General features: G+C 54.3%; 9 protein-coding genes. 4 read left to right on the forward strand and 5 right to left on the reverse strand.

Annotated elements, in window-relative coordinates:
• Positions 1-13 precede the first annotated feature (13 nt).
• The gene (locus QQL85_RS11965; protein ID WP_284353540.1) at positions 14-2,980 is read left to right on the forward strand and encodes a TrlF family AAA-like ATPase; all 2,967 of its coding nucleotides are present in this window, start codon (positions 14-16) and stop codon (positions 2,978-2,980) included.
• A 179-nt stretch (positions 2,981-3,159) separates the two neighbouring features.
• On the opposite strand, the gene QQL85_RS11970 is transcribed toward QQL85_RS11965, so the two are convergent.
• From QQL85_RS11970 to QQL85_RS11985, 4 genes are read right to left on the reverse strand one after another with little or no spacing between them, the layout of a single operon-like run.
• Positions 3,160-4,008 (reverse strand): DUF7281 domain-containing protein, encoded by an 849-nt coding sequence (locus tag QQL85_RS11970; protein ID WP_284353539.1) that lies wholly within the window; start codon positions 4,006-4,008, stop codon positions 3,160-3,162.
• Complete coding sequence (locus QQL85_RS11975; protein WP_284353538.1) at positions 4,005-5,246, reverse strand: hypothetical protein; 1,242 nt, start codon at positions 5,244-5,246, stop codon at positions 4,005-4,007. Before QQL85_RS11975 ends, QQL85_RS11970 begins: the two co-directional genes overlap by 4 nt.
• Positions 5,243-5,890: a hypothetical protein gene (locus tag QQL85_RS11980; RefSeq protein ID WP_284353537.1), complete on the reverse strand. Its 648-nt coding sequence runs from the start codon at positions 5,888-5,890 to the stop codon at positions 5,243-5,245. Before QQL85_RS11980 ends, QQL85_RS11975 begins: the two co-directional genes overlap by 4 nt.
• Complete coding sequence (locus tag QQL85_RS11985; protein WP_284353536.1) at positions 5,887-9,615, reverse strand: ATP-binding protein; 3,729 nt, start codon at positions 9,613-9,615, stop codon at positions 5,887-5,889. The genes QQL85_RS11980 and QQL85_RS11985 overlap by 4 nt, the downstream gene beginning before the upstream one ends.
• Positions 9,616-9,702: 87 nt before the next feature.
• Here QQL85_RS11985 and QQL85_RS11990 point away from each other — a divergent pair, with 87 nt between their 5' ends.
• Positions 9,703-10,644 (forward strand): helix-turn-helix transcriptional regulator, encoded by a 942-nt coding sequence (locus QQL85_RS11990; RefSeq protein WP_284353535.1) that lies wholly within the window; start codon positions 9,703-9,705, stop codon positions 10,642-10,644.
• A 233-nt stretch (positions 10,645-10,877) separates the two neighbouring features.
• Here the strand turns inward: QQL85_RS11990 and QQL85_RS11995 are convergent, their stop codons facing one another.
• Positions 10,878-11,867 carry a DNA-binding protein gene (locus QQL85_RS11995; protein WP_284353534.1) on the reverse strand — a complete coding sequence of 330 codons (990 nt, stop codon included), beginning with the start codon at positions 11,865-11,867 and terminating at the stop codon, positions 10,878-10,880.
• 218 nt (positions 11,868-12,085) lie between these two features.
• Here QQL85_RS11995 and QQL85_RS12000 point away from each other — a divergent pair, with 218 nt between their 5' ends.
• Positions 12,086-13,012 carry a tyrosine-type recombinase/integrase gene (locus tag QQL85_RS12000; RefSeq protein ID WP_284353533.1) on the forward strand — a complete coding sequence of 309 codons (927 nt, stop codon included), beginning with the start codon at positions 12,086-12,088 and terminating at the stop codon, positions 13,010-13,012.
• A 101-nt stretch (positions 13,013-13,113) separates the two neighbouring features.
• Positions 13,114-13,911 carry a hypothetical protein gene (locus tag QQL85_RS12005; protein ID WP_284353532.1) on the forward strand — a complete coding sequence of 266 codons (798 nt, stop codon included), beginning with the start codon at positions 13,114-13,116 and terminating at the stop codon, positions 13,909-13,911.
• Positions 13,912-14,116: the final 205 nt, after the last annotated feature.

A 14,116-nucleotide genomic window follows, 5' to 3' on the forward strand; every position in this document is an offset into this window, starting at 1 on the left:
CTAGGACGTAATGATGCAGACCGAGCCAAAACCCCTTACTTCCGGATCTCGTTGGCTTCGATGGGATCCTCACGTACATGCCCCAGGTACGCTGTTCAACGACAATTTCAGGGGTGATTGGGACGGATACCTGAAGGCCCTTGAGGAATCATCCCCCCAGATCAGCGCGATCGCAGTAACTGACTACTACCTGCTCGACACATACAAGCAGCTGGTTGAGCATAAGCAGTCAGGCAGGCTCCCAAACTGCGAGCTCCTTTTTCCTAACGTAGAGATCCGCTTTGATGTTGGGACGGCGAAATCATGGATCAATGCCCACTTATTGGTGTGTCCGGATGATCCGGATCATCTGGACGAGCTGGAGCGTTTTCTCGCCTCGCTGTCCTTCAAAGCCTTTGAAGACGAGTTCCGATGCACACCCAGTGATCTGAGGCGGCTAGGGAAAAAAGCCAAGCCTGAGATAGTCGATGATCGTGCTGCATTGCGACATGGCGCTGAGCGATTCAAGGTGTCATTCCAGGAGCTTAGGGACAAGTACAAGCAAAGCCAGTGGGCGCGAGATAACTTGATAATCGCTGTAGCGGCCAAGCAGAACGATGGTACCGCTGCTTTGCAGGACGGCGCCGATGAAGTTCTCAGGCAAGAAATCGAGCGCTTTGCACATGTCATATTCGCTTCGAATCCCAATCAACGTGAGTTTTGGTTGGGGCGCAAAGGGCTGTCAGCAGCAAGCCTGGTTGAGCGGTACAACGGTCTGAAACCATGCCTTCACGGAAGTGATGCTCACCAAACTTCCAAGGCCGGTGCGCCCGACGAGAAGAGATACAGCTGGCTTAAGGGTAGTCCTACCTTCGATACGCTTCGACAAGCGTGTATTGACCCTGGTGGGCGAGCCTTCATTGGAGAAGAACCGCCTCCCTATGGTAACTCTTCTGAAGTGATTGCTCAGGTCGACATAACCAATGCGCCGTGGCTCACCACACCTTCTCTCGAACTCAATCCCGGCCTGATTGCCGTGATTGGCGCCAGGGGTTCTGGAAAAACAGCGCTAGCCGACATCCTCGCTGCGGGATGTGAAGCGCGAGGCAATGCTATCACTGGACATTCATTTTTGGTGAGGGCGCGCGAACACCTACAGGATGCTGAGGTAAACATCACCTGGTGCAATGGTGAGGCCGAATCTAGCCCGCTCAGCCAAACAACCGACGACGATTTCGTGTATCCCAGGGCTCGATACCTATCGCAACAGTTTGTTGACGAGCTCTGCTCTGCTGATGGGATGACTGATGGATTGCTGACTGAGGTTGAGCGAGTCATCTACGAGTCCCACTCCTCAACAGAGCGTGAGGGTGCAATCAACTTCAATGACCTGAGAGAAATCAAATCCGAACGCTATCGCGAGGCCCGGCGCCGGGAAGAGGAATCCTTGGGTAGCTTGTCAGAGCGTATCAACATTGAGTTCGAGAAGCGCAGCTTAGTACCGCAGTTGAAAGCTCAGGTACAAGAAAAGGACGCCATGGTTGCCAGGTTGACCGAAGACAGAAGCAAGCTCGTCGCAAAAGGGTCAGAGAGTAGGCTGGCAAGGTTGCAAGCTCTGACAACTGCCTCAGAAAAGATCGCTGGTTATGTCAGACACTTCAAAGCCCAGGAGCAGCAGGTTCTGCTGATGCAAGATGAGGTGGGTAACATCCGCCGTATTGTTGCCCCCAGCGATCTTCGTGAAATCCAGGCTCGCCATGCGGCCAGCGGCTTGGGTAGTGATGAATGGGGGGCATTCTTCCGGGATTACAAAGGCGATGTCGACGCCATTCTGTCCGGCATGCTGCTCAATGCAAGGGGAAACAGGGATGGTTGGCTTGGTGTGCCTCCTGCGAAGCAGGAAGACGTTGAGGCCCCTTACATTGATGACGCCACCGACCTTGACCAATGCAGCTTGGCTCAACTGCAGGCAGAAATTGCTCGATTACAGCAATTGGTGAGCATTGATCAGGAAACCACGAAGCGCTTCAAGGAGCTTTCGACCAAAATCACGACAGAGTCGGAGCTGTTGCGGGCTAGCAAAGAGAAGCTGGCCGACCACGAGGGGGCAGCCGAGCGCCTTCAGAGCTTGCTCAACGAACGCAATAATTCCTACAAGCGCGTGTTTTCAGCCTTGGTGGCTGAGGAGCGTGTACTGCAAGAGCTGTACTCACCGATCAAAGCGCTTCTGGAGAGCGCTCAAGGCACGCTGAACAAGCTGTCGTTCTCTGTTGCGCGCACGGTGGACATCGACGCCTGGGCTGAAGAAGGAGAGTCACTACTCAACCTCTCAAAGAAAGGCCCATTCAGAGGTCGAGGGACATTACGCGAGAAGGTACTTGAGTCACTCAATACACCGTGGCTACAGGGTGACGAAGACACCGCGCTGGCGGCGTTGAAGGAGTTCATCAAAACCTATCAGGAGCAGCTGCTTGAGCACTCCCCAGTAGCTGCATCCGACCTTGCCGAGTACCGCCGATGGACAAAGCGGCTTGCCCAGTGGCTCTATGGCACCGACCATATCTCCGTCCGATACGCTGTCAATTACGATGGCATTGAGATTCAGAAGCTCTCCCCTGGGACGCGAGGGATTGTACTGTTGTTGCTCTACCTTTCCCTTGATGGGAATGACAGTCGACCGCTGATTATTGATCAGCCTGAAGAGAACCTTGACCCAAAATCCATCTATAACGACCTCGTCCCATTGTTCATGGCTGCGAAGGCTACTCGTCAAGTCATCATGGTGACTCACAACGCCAATTTGGTCGTGAACACAGACGCAGATCAGATCATCATCGCCGAATGTGGCCCGCATGTGCATGGTCAATTACCACCAATTACCTACCATTCGGGCGGGCTGGAAGATCGAACGATTAGAGAGCGTGTATGTGACATTTTGGAGGGTGGCGAGACCGCATTCAAGGAGCGAGCTCGCAGGCTGAGGGTTCGGCTCTCGCGATAGATTTGCAGCCTGCTTAGCGGAGTAAAAACCGCTAAGCAGGCAGTCCCTCGGGCAGTCTCACTTGGCTTAATCTCGCCTCTACGTGCACATCTGCTGAGCGTCCACTGCAACGAGCATGGTTGAGGCCATCCAGCTAGGGGCTAACGACCTCTGCTACACACTTGGGCGCAAGGCCTGCCCTAAGCCCTGGACTCGTCAGACCAGACTTTCAGCTTCTGCCCAGCCATTGATTCCTGGCTAAAACCGGTGCGAAGATCCTTGAGGAGGCACGCCAATGGATGACCTGACTTGAGCAAGCCATCCATCATGTGCGCCTGGGTCATGTAGTCATGGGGCTTATCCAGCTCCTTTGCTTTCAGCTCATGTAGCCCGTCAAGCGTGCAGCTTACAATCCCACAGCAACTGGCAGCGTTTAAGCTGTTGGCCAACCCCTGAGGATCGGTGTCTGGGAAGTAGTACACGTTCGGAGTCGCTTTAGCCAAGGCTGCAGCTGACGCGATTGAAAATTGTGGTGACCCTCTAAATACCCAGGGTGCACCCACCAGTTCTGCCGGCACTTGGTAGAGGTGTGCTTGCAAGAGAACCTCAAGGTTTTCGATCATGACGAAACAATCGAGCCCAGCTACGAGATCTGCAGGGATAGCCAGTGAGCCGCCTTTAGGAATCTCATACTGGCGCTCAGCCAAGACCACCTTACCCTCTGGGCTGCTAACCAGTACCAGGTTTCGGCTGATGACCTCGTTAGATGCCTTCTCTACCCGAGAGCGGCCGGCGAGCTCTATCCTTGAACCCTCAACCTTCCTTGCCTCAATGGGATCCCACTTGGCTTTATCGATCAGCAAGTTCCTGAGTGCTTGGCGATCAGCAGGACTTAGCAATAGCTTGCTACCACTGATCTCACCGACTCCGTAGTGTTGATGAATCGTCTTCCATAGTTTGCCCAACCCAACCCTGCCATGCCCCACGCGCACAAGTGTGCTGATCATTTCAATGCTTCGCTTGCTGCGTAAAACGCTGTGGTCACTCATTCGCCGCGTCTCTTGATACGTAGGGTTAGGTCAGTCACTACCTGGTTCGCGATACCTCTCGCCATGGGCTCAGCTACAGGTTCGAGCACATATCGCAGTGGCTTTTCAGTCTTTTCCGCAACGACCACAAGGTTTCGATAGTAGGCATCCAGTGCGTACAGCCATACGTTCACCCCGTACTCTCGCTCAGCATTACCCTCCCAATAGCGGCTGGCGCTCTGAGGTGTGCGTTGCTCCTTCAACCTCGCAAGCATTGCCTCCAGATGTGGCTGCGCAAACGGAACCGGGGCCTCGACAACCTCCAGCTCTGTTGGGACTACCCGCGCTGCCGGCCTAGTCTTAGGATCATCCACGGCCTTTCGCACCCTTGGAGCGGGTAAGGCGTGGATGAGTAGTGCCATGTCGTCGATTGCTTGCGAGTCTTCCACCGCAGGGTGTAAGTAGCCTCCGATGGACAAAGGTGAAGCGCATGGCCATTCCGCGGCGTCTGCCCGATCCAGGATGCCGTCCAGCTCCGGCATGTTGCCAGCTTGAATCCAGCTTTCGACTGCCAATACGACTTGGCGCATGCGGTTGCGCTTTCTTACGGTTACGCCAAGTTGGTCGAGCCTGGTGATCAAGTCACCTAGCCGAGTGCGCTGTCTCATGATTGCGCTGTGGAGGGTAGTCAGCAGCAGACGACGAAGCGTCCTGTCACTCTGACACCAACTCCATAGCTTCGTGTACTCAAAAGCATCCAGCGTTTTAGCTAACCGCTCCAGACGCTCCACGGCTTGCCGGATGTCTCTAAGACGGTCTTTGAAACGAGGAGAAAAACCGTAACGGCCTTCTATGAATTCAGTTGTTGCGCGATGCTCATCCCGAAGGTGGGTCACGACCTGGCGTACCGCCAGCCAGATTGTTCGCTGCTCTTTTTCAGCCTCAGCTAACGAGACGTCCTTTGCAGACAGGTAGCGTTCACAAGCCTGCTCGATCTTGACCAGCAACTCCTGGAGATCGGGTGCGGACAATTCGAAGCGTTGCGAGCTGATCCGTACACCAAGGTCAATCAGGAGAGACGAGGGATGAAGGCTGCCTTCAAATTCATCCACCAGATGCTGTTTGATCAGCCACATAATGCCCTGGGTCATGATTTCCGGCTTGCTAGCGCCCTCCTCATCCGCCTGGACTATGGACTCTAGCGTTGTGGCATTTGCGACCAGATGCTTACCTAGTGTTGCCCAATCTTCTGCTCTCACAGGATCAACTCGCTCTGTGTGTCGCTCGCTGCATCGCTCTCATCTTCAGGCACCAATTTCTGGTGTTCGACGATCCAGGACATAGCACGATAGAGGTAGGCCATTTTACCTGTAGCAACATAAATGGATGATGCAGCCCCCTTCCTAACCAGAAAACCTTCCTCCTCCATGGTCTTGAGGACGACTGACAGCTTGTCACTGTGGCTCTCACCTCGCTTGGACTTGCGGAAGAAGGTATGACCCGCAAGGTCGCGCAACTGGTCTGCACAAATCGAGCTGTTTTCAACCTGAGTCAAAATTTCCGCGGTATGCACCTCCTCCCCGGGCGCCAGGCAAGCGTCGCCTCTGCCAGCCCTGGCGCATAGCTGAATGAATTCAACCACTGGCCAGATCGCGTCACGGATATGCCTGAATTCTTCTGAGGCCGCGGCCCGATCATTCGCATTGGATAGGTTGACGAAGCGTGAAAAGAAAGCGCTTGGCTGCTCAAGACTACCCAGCCAGCCAAGCGTCCTACCTAATGGCTGCAGTGCCTGCTCGATTGCACGTGCATAGCTGGCGCTACACAGCTGGTTGTAAAGTTCTGGCGCCGAGTAGCGGCAAATAAAGCGACCCGCCAGGAGGTTTTCGAGGGCATCTCTCATGCGAATGCCTCCATTTCGTCATCGAGTTCAAGCTCATCATTCAGCTCCGCGAGCCTGTCAGTTTCCGGAGCTTGGTACTGCTTGACGTAGACCGCCCCAGACGGTCGGCGGTCAAGCGCGTAAAGGTGTGTGAAGTGACGAATGAGCTCGGGGGCACCGCCAGGGAAACCAAGCATCAGCTGGGAGTTTCGAGCGTTGAAGTATTTGAGCAATGTATATGCGTTGTTCACATCAAGCTCCAGCGCCTCATCAATCGGCAGGAGCAGATCGAAGTCAGCGTCACGTCGAATGAGCTCAAAAAGGGCCTGGTAGATCATTCCGACGATGATTTTGAGTTGGCCTGTACTGAGTCCATCGCCGAGGTCTGCAGTGTTGAAGGCAACCCTTTGAGCCCCATTGACCATCCAGCTCAACGATACGTCGAAGCAGTCCGCAAGTTTTGTTGAGAGCAAGCCGCCGGCTTTCATTCGTCGCTGCATGGCCATCAGTCGTTCGTTGAGCGCGTCTGTTGGAATCTCACCAGCTGGCTTAACGCGCCAGCGATTGTATTGCTCTACCAGCCCGTCGATCTCGTCCCAAGCGCTTATGTCGTGAATTCGGGAGACCACGCGAAACTCGAAATTAGTGAACTGAGGAAACGCTGTCAGCACTTCAGTCACTTTCTTGGTCGCCTTCCGCCCGAGATCCTGGATGGCACGATGGAGGCCATTGAGGACTGATTGGTTTTCGGAGACTTGAGTGCAAAGCGTCCTGACACGCGTGATCAGCTTGCTGCGCTGCACGTCGTGCCCCTCTGCCATGTAAATCTGCAGTTCAGGCGTGGCATGGAACCATGCACGCTCGCCAGTGGCATCTGCCTGGCGTGCTCGTAAAGCGATATCTTGAATGGCATCGTATTCAGCAGTGTCACGCGGGCCTGCCATAATGCCCATTTCGATCTTTCTGAAAAGGCTGCGCCCCTCATCCCGCTGACCATTCGCATCACGATGTAGGCGCCCTACCTCAGCTTCAATGTCGGCAGGGGTGAGCTTCCGCAAGCTATCTAGGTCTGAGTTCACAACAGGAGTGTTCTCTAGGCGCTTCAACACCGATGTCAGGATCACTAGCTTCCCTTCAACGACAGACTGGCGCTCCGTAAGCAATGCTTGGGCTGCTTTGAAGGCCCTCAGTTGCTCACTCCTTGCCTCTTGGAACAGCCGTACCTCATGCTCAATACGGCTTGTGGCTTCGGAAGCTTGCAGGCGCGCGGCTTCAAGCGAAGGGAGCTTGGGTAGATCATCCTTGAGCCACAGTTGATAGTTCCGGATGTCTGACAGGTGTTTACTAAGGGTCGCGAGCTTCGCCCTGATAGTAGCGATCTCTGCTTCAAGCTTTTTGATGGCGCCAGAATCAACTCCCGCATCTGTGAGTTCATCGATTCGCGCAGACGTATAGGCATGAAGCTTGTCGATTTGCTCTCGGTCAAGGGCACTGAGGGCAACCTCCTTCAAGCGCTCAATTTCTGCCAGCTGAGCCGACGTTTCTTCCCTGACTTCCTTCACGATGCCTTTAAGATTAGCAAGATGGGCTTGTTGAGAGTTTCTCAGCTCTTGAGACTGGGCGACATGGGCATCGTGACAGCGCAAGGCTTCAGCCACCGCCTGAGCGCATTGGGCTCGCGCTTGTGCGATCTTGTCCTTGCCCTCTTCCTCTAATGTTGTGATCAATCCTTGCAGAGCTTTGACATTCTCTTGGTGCTTGTTCTGTCGCCCAAGAATCTCTGCCAGCACTGACTGATGCTGCCTACGTTGGTCGAGCAACACGGCGGTTTTACGGGTCAGTTGCTGCTGTTCATCCTCAATCTCAATCAGATGCTGGTTCGCTATTGCCAGGCTCGATTCGATTACTTCCTTATCAGCTTCCGATACAGGTTGAAGTCTGTGGAGATCGAGGTGAACCCCAAACAACCCTGAGGATTCGAGCGTGCCCGAAGGAGACAGGTCAGTCCGCATCAGTAACCCGGGGTTAATGACTCTGCCAATGGATTGATCCCACCCTGGGCACTCAGACCGCAGAAAGGCCAGCAATGTGTCTTCACCTGGGTTGAGCTGACGGCTTAGCTTTTCGACCTCGGCACGCAACTCCTCCCGCCGGCTTACGAGGATTTGTTGCTCACCTGCAATTGCTTGCTGTTCTGCAGTGAATCTACGCTGCTCAGCATCGTGTCCGGCGACTTCGGACGTAGCCTTGTCTAATTCTGTACGTATAAGCTCAATCGCTCGTTGCTCGGTCTGGATTGCCTCTGTGGTCTCTGGCAAGAATCGAAGCGTATCCAAGAAAGCTGCCCGACTCTGAAGATCTGTCAGTGCAGTGGCCAGTACGGTGTTTTTCTTCTGATGATCCTCAAGTTCGCTAGCATGCTGATTGCGGGCAGATTCGGTCTGGAGCTCCAGTTGATCCAGCTGATCCTGGGCTTTCACACGGATCTCTGCCTGCCGGGTATCAGACTCCTGAACACGCTTTTGTTTACGTTCTAACACTGAGCGAACTAGCTCTGTCTCAAGCTTTTCGTACCGGTTCTGGATTCCCTGCCCTTGCTCTACTAGGATTGAGTGCTCTGCTCCTAGTGCCCGCAGGCCCTCCTCAAGCGCGGGCATTGAGGCATAATCGGCCATCAAGGAAGGTACGATGCTTTGATCAAACAGTTGCTTTTGATTGATCAGATCCTGGACATCTCTCACAGCGTCTTTTTCTGCGCGACGCGCGTTCCCTAACCGATCCTGAAGAGCTTCATTTTTTTCGTTGTGAGTCTCAGTCGCCATGAATTCGAGTTTTCGGGCCTCATCAATCTCCTCCTGAACGGTCTTCTTGGCGCCCTGAGCGTCGTTCAGTTGATCAGCTGCAATTCGCTTGAGCCGCCCCTGCTGCCCCTCATTGGCCACGAGTCGAGGATGCAGCTCAGATAGACGATCAATAATCGGGCTGATTTGCCTCTCCATGATCAAATAGCTTGTGCGACTATCGACCGCTCCAGTGAAAGCGCCTAAATCCATTCCGGAGAGATCTACGCTCTCAATGCCGGTCTCCTGTTGGAGGATTTCTTTCATGGCCGATTTCATGGAGTCAAAGGTGCCTTTCGACTCGAGAAGCGAGAACATCAGGTTGTCGATGCCCCCAAAGTGATGACGCAGTGGTGCTAGTGAATAGGTGCGGCGAAGCGCGGCAATCATCCGTTTGCGGTCAACGGAATTGATGCCCTCTAGATCTGCTAGGCCAGTGTTGTACTGGATGACCCTAAGGTAGTCGCGTGGAGTGAGCTCCGGAGTGCAGTCGATTCGCATATTCGCAGCACGACGCTGTAGACTGCTCGGCTCGACTAAAAGCCCAATGGTTTGATCTACGTACAAAAGCTCGGCATCCCATGGACTGCTTACCAGGCGATACGCGTACCCTGAAGAGGAGCGATGAAGCACTGCACATCGCGGCACATTCTCATGATTCAAGTACTCAAAAACGATGTAGCTAGTGAAGCTAGGCAGATAGTGGTCGGCAAAGCTGGATGTGTTTGTCCCCGCCTTGACCATCCTGCCGGCGCTGGCTCCGTAGAAAAGTGGGATGAGCTTCAGAAAGGTCGATTTACCGATGCCATTGGTACCTGTCAGGCAGGTATTGGCATCAACAAGCACTTCGGCCTTGTCGCCGGCACAAAGAGAGTCAATCAGAACGATGCGGAGCAAACGTGACATAGCAAACCTCTGAGGAAGGAGTCACATGGCGCGCGTACAAGCGATCAGCTAAAATGAGCGCCACTAGAGATCATAAAGATCTTGTGCTTGGACGATAACGATCCCGGCGCAAGCTTGCAACTGAGGTTTTATACAGTGAGTTCGACCGAAGAACTTCCGGAGCTGTCGCAGAAACAGCGCGATCGACTGGCTTTCATCGAGCTCCAGGCGTGGTTTTGTGGGGCAGTCTCGCGCCAAGACATCGTTCAGCGTTTTGAGCTACAGACAGCTGCAGCCACTCGTGACTTGGCGCTTTATCGGCGATTAGCCCCAGAGAACCTGACTTTTGATACCCGTACGAAGGCCTACACGCCGGTCGATGATTTCAAGCCGATTTTTGAGTTCACCTCAGAGCAGGTGCTCACCTGGGTTAGTCGAGGGTTTGGTGATGCAGAGCCATCCACCTGGACTCCAGGCATCCCTTGCCTAGCTCAACCACAGCTCGCGAAGCCGCGGTTAGACACTCTTGCATCCATTTGCCGAGGGATTAAGCGTGGGCACGCGGTGAGGATTGAATACGAGTCCCTGCGTGAGAAAAGCGAACGGGAGTTTGTTCCGTATGCGCTGTTCGATAATGGCCAGAGGTGGCATGTGCGCGGATTTGATCGGAAGAGCGGTCAATTCAGGGATTTCGCGATCACTCGTATTACGGGTGTGCGCGCGGTTGAGGGGGCTGTACTCCCTCACGAGCAAATGGATGAGGATGATCAATGGAATCATCGAGTAGAGCTGGAGCTTGTGCCTCACCCCCAGCTCGAGAGGCCAGAGACCGCTCTGCTCGACTATGGAATGGATGAAAGCGCTACGCTGAAAATTCGGCTCCGCTCTGCTGTAGTCGGTTATGCCCTCCGCCAGTGGTCAGTTGACTGCAGTCCTGATCACTCTCTCAATCCACTTGAGTTTCGTCTCTGGTTGAAAAATCCATTGGCACTTTATGGAGTCCATAACCTCGAGTTGGCTCCTGGCTATCCTCGTAACGATTGGAAGTAATGCTAGGGAGGCGCAGTCTCATGATTGCTCTGCGCATTGAGCTGCTGACCTAGGTTTGGGCCCGCCCACCATCTATGAGCTCAAGGCAATGTCAGCAACATTGCCTTGCAGACCTATGGCCAGCCAGCCTGGCGCTGAGTGCTCATACCGATGCAAGCGCCTTCTCGACCTCCTTGATGGGTGCATTACTCCAAGCAACCCCAGCATGGAATAAGTTTTTACTGCTTAGGGCGCTAGCGATCGGGGTCGTCAACTTCCTTGGCGGTACGGTAGGTGCTGAGCTCCGCTTCAGCTTCTTCAAGCCTTTTGACCAATTCGCTTTCTCGCTGCTGGCCTGCTGTAGCATCCGATCGTACGTCGATTACTTCCTTGCCTTTCGCCTCCAATTGCTGTGTCAAAAGCTCCTTGGCGCCTTCGCCTCGAGCAATTGCTGCGTTGGCGATGCCGAGATCTCCTTTCAAGCGCTCGAGAGCATCTCGCTGCTGCGCAACCTCTTTGGTCTGCTGGCGACTCTCGCCAATCAATCGCTCATTGTCACGAATGAGTCGACTGATCTCCTCTTGCTTGACCATTAGCGTCCGCTGGATGACTGTCAGCTCTTGCTGCATCTGATAGACCTGGGATTCATGGCGGCTCAGATCCTGGTCTCGCTGCTCCTTAACTGAAGCACGATAGTGTTCGAGGGCCTCCCGGGCGTGCGTATGCTTTTGCTCCAAGGACTGGATCTGCCCATCCTTCTCTAGTACCCGCACCTCTAAATCAGTGCAGCTCTGGCTCAGCCTAGCGTTGCGCGTGATCTCAGTCTGCAGTGTGGACTGAGTGGTTTTGAGCTCTTCAGTTTGAGCAGCCAAAGCATCCCCCTGCTCCCTGAAACGGAGCTTGAGTTCATCGAGTTCGTTCTCAAGTGCCTCGGCTCGGGTGACCAGTAGCTTGCGCTCGTGCTCGAACTCTGCTCGTGCCTCAAGAAAGGCCTGGCTGCCCTCCTCCTGGACTTGATCCAACAAGCTTTCGACGACCCCGCGCAGCGCGCCGCTCATGCGTTCACGAGGGTTCGCTTCTGATCCTGGTGACTCCAGCTGCTTTAGATACCGAGCGATCGTGGTCTTTGAACCCGTATTTCCAATCTCCACCCGGACTGCATCAATGCTGGGGTACACACCACGCATAAGCAGGCTGTTCCGCGCCTTCTGCACCACCGCTAGGTTAACGCCGCCACGCGCCATATGCCCTCCGAACAATTTCGTGTCATGTCACATGTCATGCAATTACATAATACGAAAATGCTTTAACTTGCTGGGAATTTGCCGACAACTGGCAAGATATAATCGAGATTTATAGCTTGTTAGCCCTTTGAACAGGGGTAAAATGCTCCGAGAGGCGGTACAACTGGCCAAAGCGAGTCACCGAAGACTCAAATCGGGGAAATCAGGTGGTAGAACTGGTGAGCAAGGCAGATAGGTACCTAGAGGCGAGCGTTCGTCAGAACACGTCGAAAAGCTATGCGGCCGCCCTCTCCCATTTCGAAGTCACCTGGGGCGGATTTCTGCCCACCACCACTGAGTCCGTTGTGCGCTACATCGCTGAGTACGCCGACCAGTTGGCGCTTAGCACGCTGAAGCAACGCCTGGCCGCGCTCGCAAACTGGCACCAAAGCAACGGCTTCCCTGATCCCACCAAAGCCCCCAAGGTCAGGCAGTTGCTGAAAGGCATCCGGGCGGTACACCCCGTGCAGCAGAGGCAAGCAGCTCCTCTCGCGTTACTGCACCTCGAAAAGGCAGTGGCGCACCTGGAGGATGAGGTTGATCAAGCAAGGGCCACCGGCAACATGGCCGCCCTTCTCAAGGCGACCCGCGACATCGCCTTGCTCACCATTGGCTTTTGGAGGGGATTCCGAGGAGATGAACTAGCCAAGCTCACGATCGAAAACACGCATGCGGAGCGGTACGTCGGGATCAGGTTCTATCTTGGGTCATCCAAAGGAGATCGTCAGAACATTGGCCGTGAGTACAGGACACCATCGCTGAGCAAGCTCTGTCCGGTCGAGGCGTATCTGAACTGGATCGAAGCTGCCGGCCTAACACGCGGCGGTGTGTTCAGGGGCATTGATCGCTGGGGGAACATCAGCGATCACCCTCTTGCCGCCCATAGCCTGATTCCCCTGCTTCGCGACATCCTGGGGCGGTGTGGTTTGCCGTCCGAGATCTACAGTGCTCACTCTATCCGGCGTGGCTTCGCCACGTGGGCGGCAAGCTCTGGCTGGGATATCAAGACGCTCATGGAGTACGTGGGCTGGAGTGACATGAAGTCAGCGTTGCGCTACGTAGAGCCCGCACAACAATTCGGTGGGCTCATTAGAAAACTGGAGTAGTGAGGTAGCCGGGCCTGGCGGAGAGTGCGTGGGATTGTTTGAATACTCTGCCGGGTTTCGGCGAAAATATTGACAAAGCGTGACCACGAATGGAGTCGTAAATGATCTGCGCCTACTGCAAGCAAGAAGCTCCAGCCACTCGGGAGCACGTGATCCCAGCCTTTATCTACCGTTTCCAGAAGCAGCTCGAAGCCAACGTCATTGGCTGGAACGAGGTCGCCAAAAAGATGGTCGGCGGTGAGCACCAGGTAAAGGATGTCTGTGGAGCCTGCAACAGTGGCGTGTTATCCAGTCTGGACGCCTACGGTAAAAGCTTCCTCACTTCCAATGGATTCCTAACTCAGAATTATTCCAAGCTCTACGCAGAGCTCACCTTCGACTATGATCAGCTGGCACGTTGGCTATTGAAAATTTCTTTCAACTCAACCCGTACCGATCGTGGCCACAGCCACTTGTTTGAGCGATTTATCCCCTTCATTCTTAACGGCGCCCCTGCCCCCTCAAAGGCTGACTTCGCAATCGTGTCGACATTAGCGGCGCCGCTGACCATCAAGCAGCTGAAAGGCGACTATGAGGCGCTGCAGAACTTGGCTGATCAGGATGGACGAGTGAATCCATTCTTCATGCGAATTGCGTATGGGCCCGATACGTACAACACGTTCACTCTGCGGGTAGTTATGTTCGGCCCACTAACGTTCTTTTTGCTGATGTATCTGCCGGGCGTACCTGCAGGTTCAATCGCCAATGAAACCAAGCGTCTTCTCAAGGACATGGCAGGCTTGACCCTTTTGCAACCAGGTAGCACGAAAGCATTTCTGACAGCTGGCCCAGCATCCTGGATGGACTACTATGCGGCTCAGATTATGAGAGTAAAAAACCTTGGGGCTTATCATCCCTAAGGCTATTCAAGGGCAGCAAGCAACATCTGGCATCTGGACGCAAGCGAAGGTGTAGGCGAAGCTCACACTCGCAGAGCCTAAAGGTAGTATTGAGTGCCGTTTTCTGGATTGCTGTGGCGCCATCTTCCAGCAACTTAGTGGAGATAAGGTGCTTCCCAAGCCAGCTAGGAAACTCTTACAGAAGTCGACCTAACTGGAGGCGCCA

It is taken from the genome of Pseudomonas putida (genome assembly GCF_030159595.1).
Classification (GTDB): domain Bacteria; phylum Pseudomonadota; class Gammaproteobacteria; order Pseudomonadales; family Pseudomonadaceae; genus Aquipseudomonas; species Aquipseudomonas putida_AC.